This is a genomic window from Thalassotalea sp. Sam97 (assembly GCF_041379765.1).
Lineage (GTDB): Bacteria > Pseudomonadota > Gammaproteobacteria > Enterobacterales > Alteromonadaceae > Thalassotalea_A > Thalassotalea_A maritima.
In genome coordinates this window covers 2,061,773-2,082,101 of the sequence record NZ_CP166919.1, presented here as the reverse complement: position 1 = coordinate 2,082,101, position 20,329 = coordinate 2,061,773, and the positions used below count along the sequence as shown (strand labels likewise).

The window sequence follows — 20,329 nt, the reverse complement described above, 5'->3', positions numbered from 1 at the left end:
ATGTTACATTTATTAGTAAATTCAATAGTGACTCTACTTAATTGTATTGAGGTAGTTTTCGAAGATGGTATTATTTTTAATAGATGTAAGCTTTACTAAATTCCATTTTGAATACAATTACCCTAAAAAGGCTGTAGGTAGTCTATTCAGCGTTTGTATTTATAGCGCTACAGCCTAAATTTATTCATCTTGAGGCATATTATGACTTTCTTGATTAAAAGAGTATTATCTAGTGGTGTATATGGCTTACTTGCTAAGATATCGACGTCGCTCAGTCAAATATTATTTATACCTTTAATGCTCGAAAATTTTGGAAAGGAAGAGTTTGGTATTTTAGTAACTCTGGTGAGTCTCACATCTTTTATTTCCTTGTCTAGTTTTGGTGTGTCTAAGTCGATGCAAAATAAGCTAGGCAAATTAGACGACTTAAAAAGTAATTACGAAAAATACCTTGTTTACTTCTCTAGTGCTAAATTTATTTCAAAATGGTCGTTTGTTACGGTATTAGGTATTTTGATATTTTACCTTGTAGTAGACTCAGTTTATGATTTCGGAATTTCTAGCTTAGTAATTATATTTTTAGTTAGTTCCTTTTTTATTGTTCAGGTAAATACAATATTAGACTTTTACAGGGGAGTCCAGCATCCTCAAATTGCGAACAAGATATCATTTTTAATTAGTTTAGTGACTATCTTTTTTACTGCTACGTCATTATTCTTTAATTTTCAAAGCGAGGTTTTCTATTTTCTAGTTTATGGCTTACCTCAACTTATGGTTATTATATTTTTCGCATTTAAAAATTTAGAAAATTTTCGTAAAGCTCACTCTAAGAATGGTGGATTAGTTGTCGAAAACTTTGATAGAGTAGCTAAGGGTTTTCTCGTTCTAACTATTATTCAGTTTGCTGGTTTTGGATCCGATACATTCTTAGTTACTGTAATCTTAGGCGCCGAAAATTCGGCAGAGTACAATATAGTATTGCGATTTTATACTTTTTTATTGTTTGGATTCTCCGTTTTTTCAGGTAGCTTATGGCCTTTTATCACTAAATTACATGCTAATTTTAGGTTCAAAGATATTATAAACTTGTTGAATAAAGCGTTATTTATTGCAATTGCTTACGGTATTATTGCAGCACTAATTCTTTCATTCATAGTTCCTGAATTTGTTTCAAGATTCATGGATATTGAAATAAGTAGTAATATTTATTTCGCATTAGCACTTCAATTGCTTGTTGTTGTTTATACCTCCTTAATTATTCCATTTTTAAATTCGATGAATCATTTAGCTGTCCAAATTAATTATGGAATTGCTAATGTAATTTTTAATGCAATTCTGTCAGTAATACTAATGAATGCTTTAGGTACCTATGGAACATCAGTTGCGACAGCAGTCGCTCACCTTCTTTTGGGAGCAATACCTTTGACGTTCCACTTGTATAGAGAACTAAAAATTGAAAGTAATAGAAATAATAAAAAATCGATTCTTGCGAAAAGAACCGCTTAGTATATATAACTTGGGGTGGAACGGAGAACTAGATCAGCCAAGAGTCTTAGTGTCTTATTTGTCTGATGGTTTTTTGCGAGAATTCAAAGACTTCAACTTTGTTTCAAATCGAAAAGAGTGCCAGTTAATAGTTAGTGCATTTATTAAATTGGGTTATTGTGTTGATGTGGTTGATTGTCGCGCTAGCTATAATGAAACCACTTTAAAATATGATTTGATATTTGGATTTGGTGAATACTTTAGACGCTCTAACTTAACGCATACTGGTAAAAGAATTTTATATTTAACAGAAGCCCCTCCGGAAATATCATACTCTGCAGAACTCGAAAGGTGTAGGTATTTCTATGATCGCCATAAGAAGAAGGTCGGTATCGAACGCAGTCATTCATATTATGTTGATAATGATATTGCAATTTCTGATTTTGTTATATGTCTTGGTGAAATGCACAAACAGAGTCTAAACGAACTTTATAACTGCAAAGCTGACTATCTATTTCCAATCGGAATACCAGTAGCGGTTGAGAAAAAGTCTTTTCAACCCTGTAAACATATCCTTTGGTTTGGTTCTAGGGGAGTAATTCATAAGGGGTTAGATTTACTGATAGATGCTATAGAGGAATATCCAGATTGGACTTTACACGTATGTGGAGCTGAGTATAAGGATATACATAAGTTGATGCGTATACCTAAGAACGTAAAAATTTATGGTCGCATAAACGTTAATAGCGAAACCTTTTCAAAATTAATTAACCTATGTAATTATAGTTTTTTATTGTCTTGTTCAGAAGCTGTGCCTACATCAGTGATAACAACAATGAAAGCTGGGCTGATTCCAGTAGTTGGTAAGAATGTTGGTACAATTTTTGAGGGTAGCCTAATAGTTGATTCGATTCAGCCTCGTGATATCGGAAGACTTATTCTAAGTACCTATGACAATGAAGAAAATTTCATTTTCGAATGTTCGAATCGTATCAGCGAATTAGCAAATAAAACATTTAGCAACGAAAACTTCATTGGTAAGTTCTTGGATATAATCAAAAGGATCGAAAGTGAAACATAAGTCAATATCGGTTATTACCACATTTTACAATGCACAAGATACATTAGAAGACACGATCTCGAGTATTTTGAAGCAAGATTATGAAAATTTACAGATGATTTTTGTTGACGGAAAATCTACAGATAGATCTCTGGAGATAGTCAATCAATATGCAAACCAATTTAAAGATTTAAAAGTTATTTCCGAGCCGGATAATGGGATATACGATGGGATGAATAAAGGTATATGCGCAGCGAATGGTGATATTGTAGCAATTTTAAATGCCGATGATTATTTTGAACCAGGTGCTTTAACTGCGATTAATGAATTATTTGAAAGTGATGCTGATGTTGTAGCTGCAACGACTCAAAAAGTCTACAACGATGGGAGACTATTTGAAAAGGTACTTAGAAGTGAAATGCCTCCATTATCCCCAATGAGTTCAGCGATTAGTCATCCGTCAGTATTCGTAAAAAGAGGAATTTACGATACTGTAGGTATGTTTAATACAAAGTATAAAATCAGTGCGGATTATGATTTTATTTCGAGGGCGACTAATGCCGGCGCCAAAATAGTCTATTCAGATATTGTAACCACCAATATGAGAATTGGAGGTGTCTCAGATAGCATTAAATTCCATACTAAAAAAAATATTGAGCATATTTTAATAGGATTATCTCATATCAGCTCTTTCTCAAATAGAATAAAGCACATAGGATACGTAGCTAAAAAATACATATATGGGCTTTTAAAGTACATAGGTATTTTGAAGTGAAATTAAAAGCTAGTACAAATTAATATTAGCTCCAGTTTTAAATTAACGTCCCTTTAACTCTATAATAAACATGATTATTGAACTCGAAAAAATTTTAATAAAAGCTGCTTCTAAACAACTCAATTTTGATGAATTAGACGGTATATATCCCGGTCACAATGGACCTTACTTTGATAAAGAAACGTCTGTCAGAAACACTTCCCATTGGTTAATTATTTTCTGTTGTTTATATGCTCGAACAGGTGAAGAAAAATACAGAGGCGCCGCAAGTAAAGCAATCAAATTTTTAAGCTCACAAATTGCCCGTCCAATGTCAGCGTCTTTTCATTGCCGTTTGAAAAAGGAAAAAGATTTTTGTAATGGTCTAATGGGACAAGCATGGGTCATTGAAGCTTTATTATATGCTTATGATATATTGGGCGATGAAACTCTATACCTTCTTGCTGAGGATGTTTTTTTGATGCATGATTTTGATTACGATCGTGCAATTTGGTATAGACTCGGAGTAGATGGGAGTAGGTTACCTTTCGATAACACGTTTAATCACCAGTTGTGGTTTGCTGCTGTAGGGAGCTTATTATCTAAAACTCCTAAGGCTCTCTCTATGTGTGATAGGTTTTTTGAACAGGTAGCTTGTAAACCAACGTTATACTCTTGCGGGGTTCTTTTCCATAATTCACCTATAACTAGCTTTCAAGTTGAAAAGACGAAAGGCTTTAAATCAATATTGGATTTTTGCGTTTCTAGCATGTCAAATGCGAAACAACGTAAATCGTTATTTCTAAAGTCTGCTGGTTACCATGGTTTCAATTTGTATGCCTATGAACTACTAAAACAGCGCTATCGTGAGCATTCTTTTTATAAGAGCAAAATTTATGACCGCATGTTGAGGGTTGTTTTAACTGAAAATTTTAAGGACGCTTTACTTAAATCCAATTATTCTTATGCCTACAACCCTCCTGCTTTTGAAAATGGATTTGCATTATTAAGTAATGGCTTCGATTCTGAAATTGTTAATGAGATGCTAGTTGATCATTTTAAAATAACGAAAGGTCCTGATGGGTTCAATAATCGTGTGTCACAGGATGTTCATACATCAGAAGCTAGATTATATGAGTTGGTTAGAATTCTCGAGATAGAAAATTTAAAGTTAATAATAGATGAAAACCAATAGTTTAAAGGGATTTTACTTCTCATTTTTTTTTGCGATAGTGTTCTTTTTTCCACTTTTTCCAAGAATATTTGAAGCATCGCAAGTACATGTAAACTTTGTTATTTTAACAGGGGCTTTGATTGTTCTGTTTACGTATAATCATTTTAAGGCTAACCGCCTATATTCTATAGTTTTTCTGTATTATTCGGCTAGCCAAATTTTATTAATCCCGTCTCTTTTGACTGATATTTATAGTGGATCTATTAGCACATCAACAATTTTTTCGTTTCTACGACCAACGTTGCTATGTATGAGTTTCATATGTTTATGTGCTTTGATCCAGAATTATGAGCTATACAAAATTGTTCGATTAGTCAGAATAATAATATCCGTCTCTTTTATATATGTTATTGCAGAGGTCTTTTTCGCTCAACAATTTGAATCTATAATTCATTTTCTGTATAAACGGGAAAGTAGACTTAATCTTGTTGGTATAGGAACCGCTTTTTTTGGTACATCCTATTATGCAGGCTTTGTCTTTTATAGTCTCACTCTCGTTATATTGGTAAACTTCAAGAAAGCGAAACGAGATACGAAGTTATTAGATCTTATCGTTTTATTGTTAGGTCTAGCACTTGTTGCACTTACTCAAAGTAAGACTATGATATTATCCATGGTTTTATCTCTCGCAGTTATCATTATGTTTTCAACTGGTAAAAGGGGGATAATTCTATCCTTCGGAGTTATATGCTCAATATTCTTATTTATCTTAAATATGGATAATATATTTGATTACTTACGTCAATATAGCTTAATATCGGTTAAACAGGCCGAAACATTGATATACAGTAGTTCTCAATCATTGACTCTGTCAGCTAGATTAGGGCAAATAAATGAATCACTTTCAATGGTTAATGAGAATGGTGGTCTGTTTGGTGTTGGTCTAACTCCTTATAAATCTTTTGAAAGTTGGATAGCATTATATTTATATCGATACGGATTGCTCGGGCTTTTAAATTTTATGGCGTTGTCGATATGCCTTGTTATATTTGGTGTTAAGTTAATACGAAATAAATCGAAACACTCATTCATAGGGTGGCTTGCCATTACATGGGGATCAACCCTTCCTATTACTCAAATGAGTACTCCAATGATGGAGTTAGGAAAAATGGCATTTATAGCTAATTTTATATTAGCTTTGATAGTAGTCTGTTATGAGAAAGCACAGAAATGTACAAGTACAACTATTCAGTAATTATTCCATATTATAAGGCAGAAAAATCTATTTATAGATTAATAAATAGTATTCCTGAACGTGAAGATATCCAGATTATTATTGTCAATGATAAATGTACGACCTTTAATTCAGAGATTGCTAATAGCAGAGAACATATAGTTTTATTAGAAAATAATACACATAATAAAGGGGCTGGATGTTGCCGCAATATCGGTGTTGACCGCAGTGAGGGTAAATTTTTGTTGTTTGCAGATGCAGATGATTATTTTCTAGAAAATGCGTTTAAAATATTTGACAGTTATATTGATTGCAAAGCCGACGTTGTTTATTTCTCTCCAATTAGTATGTTTGAGGGCTCTTTAAAAAGCTCTACACGACACCTGTATTACAAAATGTTAGTTGAAAACTTTGTTCGTTCGAATTCAGATTTGCTTAGGTATTATTACTTCGTTCCGTGGAGTAAAATGATATCTCGTGACCTGGTAGTTCAGTATAATATTCGTTTTGATGAAATTATTGCTTCAAACGATATAAACTTTTCGCTACAGGTTGGTCTTAAGGCACGTTCGGTGATGGCTGACTTAGCTTCTGTATATTGTGTCGTGGATTCTTTAAATTCGTTAACAAAGCAAAAGAGTACGACTATATTAGATGCAAGGTTTGTAGCAATGTGCCGTTTTAATAATATTTTGAAATCTGCGGGATTAAATCGGTTACAGCTTCCATTGCTGCATTATTTAAAGGCCTATTCGGGATTCGGTTTAATTAAATTAACAGAGAAGATTCTTGAAGGTTTATCGCAAAAGCAGCCAATCCTTTTTACTGTGAAGTCTTTTCTTAATAATCGAAACTTTAGGCAATACAAAGCCACACATACAACCAAATAACCTCGATGGAATTTAAGCAAACTCTCATTGAAGCCGTCTATTTTAAGGGGGAACTTCAATGGCGCTTAAAAAATTTTTTAAAACTATTATAGAGCCGTGGTCAACTCAACTTGACTACTGCAATCAGAGCGAACGTGCTTACAAAACCTGGAATTGATGGTATCCATAATATTGAAGAAGCCTGTAGTCATCCAACTACTTAGGTTAAGTAAATTGGAATATACTGTCTGTTGAACATTCAAGTAGCAATTTTGATGTTCAAAATTAAGAGATTCATATGTTAAAAACTTTCCTTAATTCTGTTAGAAATATACTTAATTTTAATTTACGCCACTCTTACGTCTCTTATGGAAATAATGTGCATGTACAATGGAATGTCGAAATATTTTCACCTAATAAAAAAGTTAAGCTTGGCGACAATATCGGAATCAACTCTGGCACGTTAATTATTAGTGATTTAGAAATTGGTAATGATGTGTTAATAGCGCCAAGGTGTGGCCTTATAAACAGAGGTGAACATACTTATGATGTACCAGAACAAACAATTTTCGAAGGGCCTCGCGCTAGATCTGAGTTAATAGTCATTAAAGATGACGTATGGATTGGCTATGGGTCAACAATTCTTGGCGGTGTAACAATCGGCGAAGGATCTATAGTCGCAGCAGGTTCTGTTGTTATAAATGATGTACCTGAATATTCAATAGTCGCTGGAAATCCTGCTAGAGTCATTAAACGAAGATTCAACGACAAACAAATGGAAAATCATAAAGAGATGTTAAGAAGCAGATATGGCAAATAAAAAACGTAAGCTTGTTATTGTGCAGCCAGCACTAGGTAGATATCGAAAAGGCTTTATTAATAGTCTTGTAAAGTTAAATGATACGTTTAATATTTCTATATTTTGCTCACCTGTAGATAATTCAGGTGTCAAATCAATGCGGACCATCGACAATTCCATAGTGTATCGTAAAGTTAATTTGACCTCGTTATTTGGAGTTTTCTTCTGGCAAAGTTTAGTAATAGAAATCACTAAATTAAAATTAACCAAAGGTGATGCATTAGTAATAAACGGAAACCCACGATTTATTAGTAGTTTAATTGTAAGTTTAATTGCCAAATTACGGGGTGCTGATATTTATTGGTGGGGACATGCATGGTCCTCTACTAGCTCAAGATTAGGTAGCATGATTCGATTTAGGTTGATGAACTTTTTTAATATTATTCTTTATACTGATGAAGAAATTAAATTAACCAAAGGATTGATAAATAAACCTGTAGTGGCATTGAATAATGGTTTAGATATCGAAGCTATTAGAGCAAAATTGAAGATCAATTTCAGTAAGTATGATGATGATGATGGCTTAAATATAGCGTTTATTGGACGTAATACAGAAAAGTCAAAATTTGATCATTTGATTCAGGCAGTTATTGGTTTGGATAGCAATGCAAAATCCAATGTAAATGTACATATAATAGGTAACTTTAATCGAGATGATATTGTAAAAAAACATCCATTAGCAGAAAGCTTAAATTTAATTTGTTATGGAGAAATGTGGAATGAAAGTGAGATTTCAGCTGTATTAGAAGGCTGCCATATTTTTGTTTACCCTGGCGCTGTTGGTTTAAGTTTAATTCATGCGTTTGCATTGGGGTTGCCTGCAATTCTTCATGATAATCGATATAATCACATGCCTGAAATCGGGGCATTCTCTCCTGGAGTTAATGGCTTAACATTCTCCGAAGGGGATGTTACTTCGTTGACCCAGAATATCAAGCATTGTATGAATGATAAGAAAACTTTAAAAATATATGCTCAAAATGCATATCAGACTGTATCTCAGAGCTTTAACACAAATGATATGGCCAAGAGATTTATTAATTTCATTAAGGATGAAAAATGACAAGTAGTAAAGTCGCTTTAATTACTGGTATAACAGGTCAAGACGGCTCATATTTAGCTGAACTTTTATTAGAAAAAGGTTACGAAGTTCATGGCATTAAGCGTCGTGCTTCTTCTTTTAACACCGAACGTGTTGATCACATTTATCAAGATCGTCACGAAAACAATCCTAATCTTTTCCTACATTACGGTGATTTAACAGATACGTCTAACTTAACTCGCATTTTAAAAGAAGTGCAACCAGACGAAGTATACAATCTAGGTGCACAGTCGCATGTTGCAGTATCGTTTGAATCACCAGAATACACGGCTGATGTTGATGCAATCGGTACACTACGCTTACTGGAAGCTATTCGCTTTTTAGGGCTAGAAAAGAAAACTCGCTTTTACCAAGCTTCTACCTCTGAACTATACGGTTTAGTGCAAGAAATACCGCAAAAAGAAACGACGCCGTTCCACCCACGCTCTCCTTATGCTGTGGCAAAAATGTACGCTTACTGGATTACAGTAAACTACCGTGAAGCATACGGTATGTACGCGTGTAACGGTATTTTGTTTAACCACGAATCACCGCGCCGTGGCGAAACATTCGTTACTCGTAAAATTACTCGCGCATTGGCGAACATTTCTCAAGGTTTAGAGCCGTGTTTATATCTGGGTAACATGGATGCATTACGTGACTGGGGACATGCTAAAGATTATGTACGTATGCAGTGGATGATGCTTCAGCAAGACGTAGCTGAAGATTTCGTTATTGCTACTGGTAAGCAAATTTCAGTACGCGAGTTTGTTCGTTTATCTGCTAAAGAATTAGGTATAGAACTTGAATTTAGTGGTGAAGGCGAGCAAGAAATTGCAACTGTTGCTGCTATCACTGGTGATAAAGTAACCGCATTAAATGTTGGTGATGTTATTGTCCGTGTTGATCCTCGTTACTACCGTCCAGCAGAAGTAGAAACACTACTTGGCGATCCAACCAAAGCGAAAGAAAAACTTGGCTGGGTACCAGAGATCACCGTTGAAGAAATGTGTGCAGAAATGGTTAATGCTGACCTTGATAAAGCACGACGTCACGCTTTATTAAAAGCACATGGTCACGATGTTGCTATCGCGGTAGAAAACTAATATGGCTATAAGAGTATTCGTTGCAGGCCATCGTGGTATGGTTGGCTCGGCGATTGTTCGTAACCTTCAAGCAAAAGGTGGTTATGAAATCATCACTCGTACTCGTAGTGAGCTAGATCTAACGTCGCAACAAGCCGTCGCTGAGTTTTTTGCTACAGAGAATATCGATCAAGTATATTTAGCAGCGGCTAAAGTTGGTGGTATTCACGCTAATAATACGTATCCTGCTGAGTTCATTTACGAAAACTTGATGATTGAGGCGAATATTATTCATCAAGCATTTTTAGCGGGAGTGAAAAAGCTGTGCTTTTTGGGCTCATCGTGTATTTACCCTAAGCTTGCTGCGCAACCAATGGTTGAAGAAGAGCTGTTAAAAGGCTATTTAGAGCCAACTAACGAGCCGTACGCTATTGCTAAAATTGCCGGTATTAAGTTATGCGAAAGCTACAATCGTCAATATGGTGTTGATTACCGTTCAGTTATGCCGACGAATTTATATGGTGAGAACGATAACTTTCATCCAGAAAACTCACATGTTATTCCGGCCATGATGCGTCGTTTCCATGAAGCCAAATTACGTGGCGATAAGCAAGTTGTTGTTTGGGGTACTGGTAAGCCAATGCGCGAATTTTTGCATGTAGACGATATGGCTGCAGCATCAATTCATGTATTAGAGCTTGATAAAGCACAGTACGAACAACATACATCGCCAATGATGTCGCACATTAATGTTGGTACTGGCATTGATTGTACTATTCGTGAGTTGGCCGAAACGTTAGCCGATGTGATTGGCTTTGAAGGTGAATTGGTATTTGATACCACAAAACCTGATGGTACGCCTCGCAAATTAATGGATGTTTCTCGCTTACGTGAACTAGGTTATGAGGCCAAAATTTCACTGCGTGATGGCTTAGCAACCACTTATGATTGGTTTTTATCAAACCAAGATAACTACCGCAAATAACTAAGGCGAGAAAATGTTTTTACCAAAAGATGTTTTCTCCACCGTTATTGAAAGTACGCCGTTAGTAAGCATTGATCTTGTTATTAAAAGTAAGCAGGGTCAATGCCTTTTAGGCTACCGAACCAACCGCCCAGCTTGCGGCTTTTGGTTTGTACCTGGTGGTAGAATTTTAAAAGGCGAGCGAGTCGACACTGCATTTTCACGCCTAGTAAAAGCTGAATTAGGTGTTGATATGACAATGTCACAAGCTAAGTCGTTAGGTGTATATGACCATTTTTACGATGACTATGTTTTTGGTGAAGGAATAAGTACCCACTACGTGGTACTGGCATACGAAATTGAAGTAGATATCAAAGTCGATGCCTTACCTACTTCACAGCACAGTAACTATAAATGGTTCGACGTCGAAACATTGTTAGCCGATGAGTCAGTACACTGTCATAGCAAATGGTATTTCAATAAAGCCAGCTATTAGCAAAAAATAAAGCAAGAAGCGTACACAAGATAGGTTGAGCTAATCGAAAACTTCAACTTATCGTGCGATTTAAGATTAAGATTAAGATTAAGATTAAGATTAAGATTAAGAATGAATAATATGATTAAACCAGTCATTATGGCAGGAGGCTCAGGCTCACGCTTATGGCCACTGTCTCGTAAGTTACTACCAAAACAATTTTTAAAAATAGCCTCTGACAATACCATGATCCAAGAAACGGTATTGCGCTTAAAAGGACTACAGGTTTCAGAGCCAACGACAATCTGTAATGAAGAACACCGTTTCGTTGTTGCAGAGCAGTTACGTGAAATAGACCAATTAGGTAGTATTATTCTTGAGCCAGTTGGCCGTAACACGGCACCAGCTATTGCTTTAGCCGCATTTAATGAAGTAAACGCTGGCAATGATCCGGTGATGCTTGTTTTGGCAGCCGATCACGTTATTGCCGATGTTGAAGCATTTCATTCTGCTGTCGTTAATGCACAAGCATTAGCAGAGGCTGGTAAGTTGGTAACTTTTGGTGTTGTACCAACGCATGCTGAAACAGGCTATGGTTATATTAAACGTGGACAACAAAAAGACTCGGGTATTGTCGTCGATTCGTTTGTTGAAAAGCCTGATCTTGAAACAGCTCAGCAATACTTAGCTTCAGGTGACTATTACTGGAACTCAGGCATGTTTATGTTTAAAGCGTCTCGTTATTTAGAGGAGCTTAACAAGTTTAATCCTGATATGTATTTAGCATGCCAAGCATCAATTAAACATACAGCTGCGGATATGGACTTTGTTCGAATTGATGCAAATGCATTTGCAGAATGCCCTGACGATTCTATTGATTATGCTGTAATGGAAAAAACCGATGCTGCGGTGGTCGTGTCTCTTGATGCAAATTGGAACGATATTGGTAGCTTTTCTGCCATTTGGGATATCCAAGAAAAAGACGAAAACGGCAATGTTCTAAAAGGTGATGTCCTCACTCAAGGCTGTACTAACAATTTAGTGATTGCCGAGAGTAAACTGGTTGCGACTGTTGGCATGGAAAACACTATTGTGGTGCAAACTAAAGATTCCATTTTGGTTGCTAACAAAGATAAGGTTCAAGACGTAAAGAAGATTGTCGAGCAATTAAAATCGTCTGATCGTTCAGAAGCTAATTTACATCGTCAAGTGTATCGCCCATGGGGACATTACGACTCAATCGATTTTGGTCGTCGCGATCAGGTTAAACGTATTACCGTTAAACCGGGTGAGAAGTTGTCTATTCAAATGCATCATCATCGTTCAGAGCACTGGGTTGTTGTGTCGGGTACCGCTAAAGTAACCAACGGTGAAGAAACATTCTTAGTTCGTGAAAACGAGTCGACGTATATTCCTGTTGGCCAAGTGCACGCACTTGAAAACCCGGGTGTTATTCCGCTTGAACTTATTGAAGTACAAGTCGGTGACTACTTAGGCGAAGATGATATTGTTCGCTTTGAAGACCGTTATGGTCGTTCGTAGTTGACGAGTAGTTAACGTTTTAAGAGAAAGTACTATATAATTTAATACTTAACTCAAAACATCTAAGGCTAAGTAAATTAATACTTAGCCTTGTTTCAAAAAAATCTTCACGTTACCCCTTTAAATTTATAACAGCTGTAATATTATGTCCTCAAAATCATTAACGTGCTTCAAAGCATATGACATTCGCGGTCAGTTAGGTGACGAGCTTAACGATGAAATTGCTTACGCTATAGGTCGTGCCTTTGCTTTAGAACTTAAGCCTAAAGACATTGTTGTCGGTGGCGATATTCGTTTAACATCTGATAGCTTAAAGCTTGCTTTAGCTAACGGCTTGCAAGACGAAGGTGTCAATGTTATCGACTTAGGTATGACAGGTACCGAAGAAATTTATTACGCTACATCATACTTAGGTGTATGTGGTGGAGTAGAAGTGACAGCATCCCATAACCCAATGAATTACAACGGCATGAAACTTGTTCGTGAGCAATCAAAGCCTATTTCCGGCGACACCGGGTTACATGCAATAAAAGCAACCGCTGAAAAAATAATTAATCAAGAGATTACTGTAGAAGATAATAAAGAGCGCGGGCAATATATCTCGCGTAATTTAAAGGATGAGTTTGCAAAGCGTATGCTTGAATTTATTGATGTAAGCAAGCTTAAACCGTTAAAGTTGGTTGTTAATTCAGGTAATGGTGCAGCAGGCCCAGCGCTAGATGCTATTGAACAAGTGTTACTCGCTGCTGGTGCAAATATTGAATTTATTAAAGTGCACCATCAGCCTGACGGTAACTTTCCAAATGGTATTCCAAATCCATTACTACCAGAGTGTCGAGAAGACACGGCAAATGCGGTACTTGAACATAATGCCGATATGGGTATTGCTTGGGATGGCGACTTTGATCGTTGTTTCTTGTTTGACGAAAAAGGCCAGTTCATCGAAGGCTATTACATCGTTGGTTTATTAGCGCAAGCCTTTTTGGTCCAAAATATCGGTGAGAAAATAATTCACGATCCTCGTTTAAGCTGGAATACCATTGATTTAGTAAAAGCAGCCGGTGGTGAGCCAATTATGAGTAAAACTGGTCACGCCTTTATTAAAGAACGCATGCGTAGTGAAAACGCCATTTATGGTGGCGAAATGAGTGCTCACCATTATTTTAGAGACTTCGCTTACTGCGACTCAGGTATGATCCCTTGGTTATTGGTTTCTGAATTACTTTCTGTAACAGGTAAACCTTTATCTGAGCTTGTTTCTGAGCGCATTGCAGCATACCCATCTTCGGGAGAAATCAACTCTAAGTTGGAAAACCCTAAGCAAGCTATTTCAAAAGTTCGACAAGCTTATGAGGGGGATGCACTAATCGTTGATGAAACAGATGGTATCTCATTAGAGTTTGCTGATTGGCGCTTTAATTTACGTTCATCTAATACCGAGCCCGTAGTACGCTTGAATGTAGAATCACGAACTGATGTTGAGTTAATGAAGTCAAAAACTAACGAAATTTTGTCTTTGTTGAGATCATAAGTGTACAAGGAAGGTTAGAGTTGAAAGTCTCTATTATAACAGTTTGCTTTAACAGTGAAAAAACCATAAGAGATACCATAGAGTCTGTTAAGAAGCAAAACTATGAGAATATCGAATATATAATCGTTGATGGGAAATCAACTGATAAAACATTAGAAATAGTCGATGAGTATACAGACGTTATTGATATACTGATTTCAGAAAAAGATTCTGGCATTTATGATGCTATGAATAAAGGGGTCAAAGCAGCTACAGGCGATATTGTTGGAATCTTGAACTCAGATGACTTCTTTTCGACAGAGAACAGTATTGGTAATATTGTTAACAGTTTTTCTGATGAGGTGGATGGTGTATATGGCGATTTGGTTTATGTGAATCAACATAATCCGGATAAAATAACTCGTCGATATTCTTCGAAGCGTTTTTCTAAAAAGAAAATTCGTTTTGGCTTCATGCTGCCACACCCCACATATTATATTCGAAGAAAGAAATATGATGAGTTTGGAACATACAAGTTAGGCTATCGAGTTGCTGCGGATTTTGAACTAATAGCGAGGCACATCTCTAAAGGCATAAAGCTTAAGCGAGTTCCCCATGTCCTAGTTAAAATGCGTGAAGGTGGAATAAGTTCTAGCGGTTTACTATGGCGAGTACACCAAAATATAGAGATATCTCGTGCTTGCAAAGAGAATGGGATCTTCACCAGTATTTTTCTTATTCTATTTAAACTCCCTTTTAAATTATTAACTTTTTTTAAGAAGTCTTAAATGAAAATACTTGTTACTGGAGCGACCGGTTTCATTGGAAGTGAATTGATACCTATGTTAAACGGTCATGATATCTATCAGCTCTCACGTAAAGAAAAATTGAGTCCAAACTGTATTCAAAGTAGTTTAGAAAACTTTATTTCGAATCAAGTTATTGAAGAAAAGTTCGAAGTAGTTATTCATCTAGCAGCTCTTGCTCATGATAACTCGAAAACTCTTGCTGACTTTCGAAGAATAAATAGGGACTCGACAATTGCTTTGGCTAAGCAGGCAGCTTCGAATGGACTTCGAAGATTTGTGTATGTAAGTACAATCGGTGTAAATGGTAATACAACTAAGGATGCACCTTTTACAGAACTATGTGATGTGACACCGCACTCTGATTATGCGGTATCAAAATATGAAACCGAGTTGGCTTTACGAAAAATGTCTGCAGAGTTAAATTTTGAATTGGTTCTTATAAGACCGCCACTTGTTTACGGAATTAATGCTCCGGGTAATTTCTCAAAGTTAGTCAAATTGGCTTTAACGAAGTGTCCTCTTCCTTTTGGGGCAATCAATAACTCTCGCAGCTACATCTCGGTTAAAAATCTCTGTGAATTTATAGTAGTTTGCTCGGAGCACCCATCAGCAGCTAACGAATTGTTTTTAGTGTCCGATGATGAAACATATTCGCTAAATGAGTTGATTCGAAATATTTGGGTGGCTCGGAATATTAAATCTTTTATGGTACCAGTACCTGTGTTAGTTTTTCGTAAAATGTTTACGCTTTTGGGAAAAACAAGTTTAGCTACTCAACTATTAGATAATCTTGAAATCGATTCGTCTAAAGCTAAACGTATTTTAGGCTGGACTCCTCGTTTTAATTTATTAAATACCTTAAAGTAAAGTAAAGTATATGACTAATTTTATTATCCGCACGATAGATATTGCGTTCGCGATTTTAGGACTAATTTTCGGTTTTCCAATCCTTATTTTGTTATTGGTTATTGGATATTTCGATACAGGTGCTCCAATTTTTATACAAGAACGAGTGGGGCGATATAAGAAATCGTTTAAATTGGTAAAGTTTCGCACCATGACTGTTGGTACAGCGTCAGTTGCTAGCCATTTAGCGTCGTCATCCTCTATAACCCCATTTGGTCACTTTCTAAGAAAAACGAAGTTGGATGAATTACCGCAACTTTGGAACGTTCTTTGTGGACAAATGAGTTTAGTAGGACCTCGCCCAAATTTATACAATCAAAAAGAACTAATTAAATTTCGTGATGCTCATGGGGTATACAATGTTCGCCCCGGTATAACGGGACTCGCTCAGGTTAATGAAATTGATATGTCTATGCCAGAGTTACTCGCAAAGACAGACGAGAAGATGATTTCGTCGTTATCATTGACGACCTATTTTAAGTATATATTGCAGACTGTCACAGGCAAGGGCAGTGGTGATCGAGTTATAAAGGATTAATTTATATGAAAATTGCAATTGCTGGTACGGGCTATGTTGGCCTTTCAAATGCGATGTTATTGGCTCAATATAATGAAGTTGTTGCTGTTGATATTGTTCCAGAAAAAGTTGACTTATTAAACGGCAAGATGTCTCCGATTGTTGATAGCGAGATATCAGAGTTCTTACAGCGTGAAGACTTAAATTTTCGTGCGACGCTTAATAAAGAATCGGCTTATTCAGGTGCTGATTACGTTGTTATAGCAACACCAACAGATTATGACCCCGTAACCAATTACTTTAATACTTCATCGGTTGAGGCCGTTATTCGGGATGTTATGGCGATAAATCCGTCAGCATGCATGGTGATTAAGTCTACTGTACCTGTAGGCTATACGCGCCGGATTCGTGAGGAGCTTGGTTGTGATGGTTTGATTTTCTCGCCTGAGTTTTTGCGTGAAGGTAAAGCTTTATATGATAACCTATATCCGTCTCGTATTATAATAGGTGAAGATTCCCAGCGTGCACGTGTTTTTGCAAATTTATTGGTGCAAGGCGCTGAAAAATCAGATATCGATGTGCTGTTTATTCGCTCAACGGAAGCAGAAGCGGTTAAGCTGTTTTCGAATACCTATTTGGCGATGCGTGTGGCGTACTTTAATGAGCTGGATTCATACGCTGAAGTGCATGGCTTAGATACCAAGTCGATTATTGAAGGTGTGAGTTTAGACCCTCGTATTGGCTCGCATTATAATAACCCATCTTTTGGCTACGGCGGTTATTGCCTACCCAAAGATACTAAGCAGTTATTGGCAAACTACCAAGACGTACCAAATAACATGATTGCAGCGATTGTTGATGCAAACCGTACTCGTAAAGACTTTATTGCTGACTCCATCATTGCACGTCAACCGAAAGTGGTTGGTGTTTACCGCTTGATTATGAAATCGGGTTCCGATAATTTTAGAGCCTCATCTATCCAAGGTGTGATGAAGCGCATCAAAGCCAAAGGTATTGAAGTGGTTGTGTTTGAACCTGTGCTTGAAGAAGACGAATTCTATCACTCTCGGGTTATTCGCGATTTAGAAGCATTTAAAGCGATGTCTGACGTGATAGTATCTAATCGCATGCACGATGAGCTGGATGATGTCTCTGAAAAAGTTTATACGCGCGACTTATTTGGTAACGACTAACCTGATTATAAACCTCAGTTTTTGATAGGCAGACTGAGGCTAGGGTGTTTACTTTTAAGGGAAGGAAAATAGACTACTTATGTAACTAGCCTATTTTTATAACAGATTATGATAGTGTTTTCCTTTAATCGTTGCTAATAAACTTTAGGTGTGTGATCGCTTATAGCTATTCTTATTAATCCGGCCATCGGTTATTTTTTGAATCGGGTCTTTTTTACGAAAATCGATTTACCGACATAGGGGCTATTATCCAGTTCGGCGCTTTATAGTGTATTTAAAATAGGTAACGGTAACCCTATTAAATTGTTAGAGTTCGTGGAATCGCTTGGTGCAGAGGCGGAAAATAACTTTATGCAGATGCAACCCGGTGATTTATATCAGACGTATGCCGAAGTTTAAGAGTTGTTTGAGGTGACTGGATTTAGACCTGAGTATCGATCCCTGAATGAGTTGAACGCTTTGTAATGTGGTATCGAGAACATTACAAAATTTATATTAAAAACCCGGTTTTTCGGATTTTTAATCTAGGGTAAGTGGATAAACTAATTTTATTCATAAGGGCAAGAGAGTTCAACACCGTGTTTTATTATTTATAGAAAATATGATTAATAGCATAGCGTTAATACTATAGTGTTAAATAAATAGCTGAGCATAGGAACTATTTCCTTTGAAAGAATATTGAAAACTTGCTTTAGAATTCGCCATAGAAAGACCTTCACATTCATTGAATATATTGAATTATCCGGGAAGTCGGTATACTCTTGCAAGAGATAATTCTCTCAGCGGTGATACCAACTATTGCTGATCAAACTATCCATTTTTCATTTTTTGCTTGGTTATAGTAATTATTTAAGAATTTTAAGTATTTCAGGGAACATATCTTGATGGATAAAATTTTCCAAATTTCTCGTCCCGTAAAGCGGATTATAAGTGTTTTGGTCGATTCGCTGTTTATCGTCGTAGCGTTTTGGCTCGCGATGCTTATTCGCTTGGGTTTTGATATTCAGCAATCAGCGGGTTATTGGTTTTTACTCGTTTTAGTTATTGTCGTTACAGTTTTTGTTAACATCAATTTAGGTCTATATCGTGCCGTGATCAGGTTTTTAGGCCCAGTTGCGTTAGCTGCTGTATGTGGCAGTGTAGTTATATCCTCTATCGTTGTCGCAGTCGCCGGTTTGTCAATGCCCGTTGATCTACCTCGGAGCGTACCATTTATTTATGCGTGTTTTTTGTTATTGTTTGTTGGTGGTTCGCGATTAGCAGTGCGCTATATGGCTAGGCGTCCAATGCGTAAACAGCAAGAAAACGTGATAATTTATGGTGCAGGAGCATCGGGTATTCAACTTAATAATGCCTTGCGTAACAGTTTAGAATATCAATGTATCGCATTTATAGATGATGATGTCATGCTACATCGTTTACATATCAATGGTGTCAAGGTTTATCCTCAGGCAGAGTTAGCTAAGTTAATTGAAAGGTATGGCGTAAATAAAGTCCTACTAGCTGTACCATCAGCATCACAATCTCAACGTGCGGTAATTTTAAATAAGCTCGAAGAGTTTCGTATCGAAATGCAGGCCATCCCTGCTATGGCGGATTTAGTATCAGGTAAAGCAAAAATTGATGATTTAGTGGAAGTTTCCGTTGAGGATTTGCTTGGCCGTGATCCTGTGCCACCAAATGTCGAGTTAATGCATGCCGATATAAAAAATAAAGTGGTTATGGTAACTGGTGCCGGTGGCTCTATTGGTAGTGAGCTATGTCGCCAAATAATCAATCAACAGCCACAAACATTAATTCTGTTTGAACTTACTGAATTTGCCTTGTATTCCATCCACCGAGAATTGGAAGTATTTATAAAAGAGCAAGGTTTAACAGTTGACTTGTATCCGCTGCTTGGTTCGGTAACCGAGCAATCACGTTTGCAAAAAGTTATGTCGTCATTTGCGGTAAATACGGTTTACCATGCTGCAGCTTATAAGCATGTACCGCTGGTTGAATATAATGTGATTGAAGGCGTGCAAAATAACGTATTTGGTACTTTGCGCTGTGCCCAAGCGGCTATAGATGCAGGTGTTGAAACATTTGTACTTATATCTACCGACAAAGCTGTTCGTCCGACGAATGTCATGGGCACCACAAAGCGTATGGCAGAACTTTGCTTGCAAGCTTTGTCGGCAAAAGGGGGGCACCATACTCGTTTTTGCATGGTGCGCTTTGGTAATGTGCTTGGTAGCTCTGGTTCGGTGGTTCCCTTATTTAAAAAACAAATCGGCCAAGGTGGCCCAATAACGCTTACCCATAAAGATATCACGCGTTATTTTATGACGATCCCAGAAGCAGCTCAGTTAGTTATACAGGCTGGTGCTATGGGTATGGGCGGTGATGTGTTTGTGCTAGACATGGGCGATCCAGTTAAAATTTATGATTTGGCACATAAAATGGTGCATTTATCAGGGTTGCGTCTGAAGCATGAGGGGAACCCTAACGGTGATATTGAAATCATTGAAACAGGTTTGCGTCCTGGTGAAAAACTTTATGAAGAATTACTTATTGGTGATGATGTTGAAGTAACAGGTAACGAACGGATCATGACGGCTCACGAAATATTTTTACCGTGGCAAGAGTTACAACCGTTATTAATGCAATTAAATGATGCTTGCCAAACGTTTGATCAACAAACTATTCGTCAGCTTTTATTGAGTGCACCAACGGCATTTACGCCAGCAGATGATATTTGTGATTTATTGTATCACCAAAGTCATCTTAATGAGGTGCCAGCTAAGGCTATAAACAGTTAAACATTTGACGT

Annotated in this window: 18 protein-coding genes; all 18 read left to right on the top strand. The window is 36.8% G+C overall.

Annotated features, from left to right (window positions below; translation table 11 throughout):
* Positions 1-201: 201 nt before the first annotated feature.
* The 18 genes from ACAX20_RS09375 to ACAX20_RS09290 all read left to right on the top strand — a co-directional run bounded on the left by ACAX20_RS09375 (position 202) and on the right by ACAX20_RS09290 (position 20,318).
* Positions 202-1,506: a lipopolysaccharide biosynthesis protein gene (locus ACAX20_RS09375; RefSeq protein WP_371185699.1), complete on the top strand. Its 1,305-nt coding sequence runs from the start codon at positions 202-204 to the stop codon at positions 1,504-1,506.
* Entirely contained in the window at positions 1,454-2,566 is a 1,113-nt protein-coding gene (locus tag ACAX20_RS09370; RefSeq protein WP_371185698.1) for a glycosyltransferase, read from the top strand. The genes ACAX20_RS09375 and ACAX20_RS09370 overlap by 53 nt, the downstream gene beginning before the upstream one ends.
* Positions 2,556-3,320, top strand: a complete 765-nt coding sequence (locus tag ACAX20_RS09365; RefSeq protein WP_371185697.1) for a glycosyltransferase family 2 protein — start codon at positions 2,556-2,558, stop codon at positions 3,318-3,320. Before ACAX20_RS09370 ends, ACAX20_RS09365 begins: the two co-directional genes overlap by 11 nt.
* Before the next feature lie 70 nt (positions 3,321-3,390).
* Positions 3,391-4,494 (top strand): hypothetical protein, encoded by a 1,104-nt coding sequence (locus tag ACAX20_RS09360; protein ID WP_371185695.1) that lies wholly within the window; start codon positions 3,391-3,393, stop codon positions 4,492-4,494.
* Positions 4,481-5,728 carry a hypothetical protein gene (locus tag ACAX20_RS09355; RefSeq protein WP_371185693.1) on the top strand — a complete coding sequence of 416 codons (1,248 nt, stop codon included), beginning with the start codon at positions 4,481-4,483 and terminating at the stop codon, positions 5,726-5,728. Before ACAX20_RS09360 ends, ACAX20_RS09355 begins: the two co-directional genes overlap by 14 nt.
* Positions 5,704-6,597, top strand: coding sequence for a glycosyltransferase family 2 protein (locus ACAX20_RS09350; protein ID WP_371185691.1), 894 nt, complete (start codon positions 5,704-5,706; stop codon positions 6,595-6,597). The genes ACAX20_RS09355 and ACAX20_RS09350 overlap by 25 nt, the downstream gene beginning before the upstream one ends.
* A 277-nt stretch (positions 6,598-6,874) precedes the next feature.
* The gene (locus tag ACAX20_RS09345; RefSeq protein WP_371185689.1) at positions 6,875-7,396 is read left to right on the top strand and encodes a hypothetical protein; all 522 of its coding nucleotides are present in this window, start codon (positions 6,875-6,877) and stop codon (positions 7,394-7,396) included.
* Complete coding sequence (locus ACAX20_RS09340) at positions 7,386-8,498, top strand: glycosyltransferase family 4 protein (RefSeq protein ID WP_371185687.1); 1,113 nt, start codon at positions 7,386-7,388, stop codon at positions 8,496-8,498. Before ACAX20_RS09345 ends, ACAX20_RS09340 begins: the two co-directional genes overlap by 11 nt.
* Positions 8,495-9,622: a GDP-mannose 4,6-dehydratase gene (gene gmd, locus ACAX20_RS09335; RefSeq protein WP_371185686.1), complete on the top strand. Its 1,128-nt coding sequence runs from the start codon at positions 8,495-8,497 to the stop codon at positions 9,620-9,622. Before ACAX20_RS09340 ends, gmd begins: the two co-directional genes overlap by 4 nt.
* 1 nt (position 9,623) lies before the next feature.
* Positions 9,624-10,586, top strand: a complete 963-nt coding sequence (locus tag ACAX20_RS09330; RefSeq protein WP_371185684.1) for a GDP-L-fucose synthase family protein — start codon at positions 9,624-9,626, stop codon at positions 10,584-10,586.
* A gap of 13 nt (positions 10,587-10,599) precedes the next feature.
* Complete coding sequence (locus ACAX20_RS09325; RefSeq protein WP_371185683.1) at positions 10,600-11,061, top strand: GDP-mannose mannosyl hydrolase; 462 nt, start codon at positions 10,600-10,602, stop codon at positions 11,059-11,061.
* Positions 11,062-11,181: 120 nt separating this feature from the next.
* Positions 11,182-12,582 carry a mannose-1-phosphate guanylyltransferase/mannose-6-phosphate isomerase gene (locus ACAX20_RS09320; protein WP_371189631.1) on the top strand — a complete coding sequence of 467 codons (1,401 nt, stop codon included), beginning with the start codon at positions 11,182-11,184 and terminating at the stop codon, positions 12,580-12,582.
* A gap of 145 nt (positions 12,583-12,727) precedes the next feature.
* Positions 12,728-14,113, top strand: coding sequence for a phosphomannomutase CpsG (locus tag ACAX20_RS09315; protein WP_371185681.1), 1,386 nt, complete (start codon positions 12,728-12,730; stop codon positions 14,111-14,113).
* Positions 14,114-14,133: 20 nt separating this feature from the next.
* Positions 14,134-14,880, top strand: coding sequence for a glycosyltransferase family 2 protein (locus tag ACAX20_RS09310; protein ID WP_371185680.1), 747 nt, complete (start codon positions 14,134-14,136; stop codon positions 14,878-14,880).
* Positions 14,881-15,768, top strand: coding sequence for an NAD-dependent epimerase/dehydratase family protein (locus ACAX20_RS09305; protein WP_371185678.1), 888 nt, complete (start codon positions 14,881-14,883; stop codon positions 15,766-15,768).
* A 10-nt stretch (positions 15,769-15,778) separates the two neighbouring features.
* Positions 15,779-16,345 (top strand): sugar transferase, encoded by a 567-nt coding sequence (locus ACAX20_RS09300; protein ID WP_371185676.1) that lies wholly within the window; start codon positions 15,779-15,781, stop codon positions 16,343-16,345.
* Between the two features lie 5 nt (positions 16,346-16,350).
* Positions 16,351-17,517: a nucleotide sugar dehydrogenase gene (locus tag ACAX20_RS09295; RefSeq protein ID WP_371185674.1), complete on the top strand. Its 1,167-nt coding sequence runs from the start codon at positions 16,351-16,353 to the stop codon at positions 17,515-17,517.
* An 884-nt stretch (positions 17,518-18,401) separates the two neighbouring features.
* The gene (locus tag ACAX20_RS09290; RefSeq protein ID WP_371185673.1) at positions 18,402-20,318 is read left to right on the top strand and encodes a polysaccharide biosynthesis protein; all 1,917 of its coding nucleotides are present in this window, start codon (positions 18,402-18,404) and stop codon (positions 20,316-20,318) included.
* Positions 20,319-20,329: the final 11 nt, after the last annotated feature.

What these genes read in the sequence shown, in the direction of transcription:
- ACAX20_RS09325 (WP_371185683.1), top strand. Translation starts at nt 10,600, where the DNA reads ATGTTTTTACCAAAAGATGTTTTCTCCACCGTTATTGAAAGTACGCCG.
- ACAX20_RS09345 (WP_371185689.1), top strand. Translation starts at nt 6,875, where the DNA reads ATGTTAAAAACTTTCCTTAATTCTGTTAGAAATATACTTAATTTTAAT.
- ACAX20_RS09360 (WP_371185695.1), top strand. Translation starts at nt 3,391, where the DNA reads ATGATTATTGAACTCGAAAAAATTTTAATAAAAGCTGCTTCTAAACAA.
- ACAX20_RS09330 (WP_371185684.1), top strand. Translation starts at nt 9,624, where the DNA reads ATGGCTATAAGAGTATTCGTTGCAGGCCATCGTGGTATGGTTGGCTCG.
- gmd (WP_371185686.1), top strand. Translation starts at nt 8,495, where the DNA reads ATGACAAGTAGTAAAGTCGCTTTAATTACTGGTATAACAGGTCAAGAC.
- ACAX20_RS09300 (WP_371185676.1), top strand. Translation starts at nt 15,779, where the DNA reads ATGACTAATTTTATTATCCGCACGATAGATATTGCGTTCGCGATTTTA.
- ACAX20_RS09305 (WP_371185678.1), top strand. Translation starts at nt 14,881, where the DNA reads ATGAAAATACTTGTTACTGGAGCGACCGGTTTCATTGGAAGTGAATTG.
- ACAX20_RS09375 (WP_371185699.1), top strand. Translation starts at nt 202, where the DNA reads ATGACTTTCTTGATTAAAAGAGTATTATCTAGTGGTGTATATGGCTTA.
- ACAX20_RS09355 (WP_371185693.1), top strand. Translation starts at nt 4,481, where the DNA reads ATGAAAACCAATAGTTTAAAGGGATTTTACTTCTCATTTTTTTTTGCG.
- ACAX20_RS09320 (WP_371189631.1), top strand. Translation starts at nt 11,182, where the DNA reads ATGATTAAACCAGTCATTATGGCAGGAGGCTCAGGCTCACGCTTATGG.
- ACAX20_RS09350 (WP_371185691.1), top strand. Translation starts at nt 5,704, where the DNA reads ATGTACAAGTACAACTATTCAGTAATTATTCCATATTATAAGGCAGAA.
- ACAX20_RS09295 (WP_371185674.1), top strand. Translation starts at nt 16,351, where the DNA reads ATGAAAATTGCAATTGCTGGTACGGGCTATGTTGGCCTTTCAAATGCG.
- ACAX20_RS09340 (WP_371185687.1), top strand. Translation starts at nt 7,386, where the DNA reads ATGGCAAATAAAAAACGTAAGCTTGTTATTGTGCAGCCAGCACTAGGT.
- ACAX20_RS09315 (WP_371185681.1), top strand. Translation starts at nt 12,728, where the DNA reads ATGTCCTCAAAATCATTAACGTGCTTCAAAGCATATGACATTCGCGGT.
- ACAX20_RS09290 (WP_371185673.1), top strand. Translation starts at nt 18,402, where the DNA reads ATGGATAAAATTTTCCAAATTTCTCGTCCCGTAAAGCGGATTATAAGT.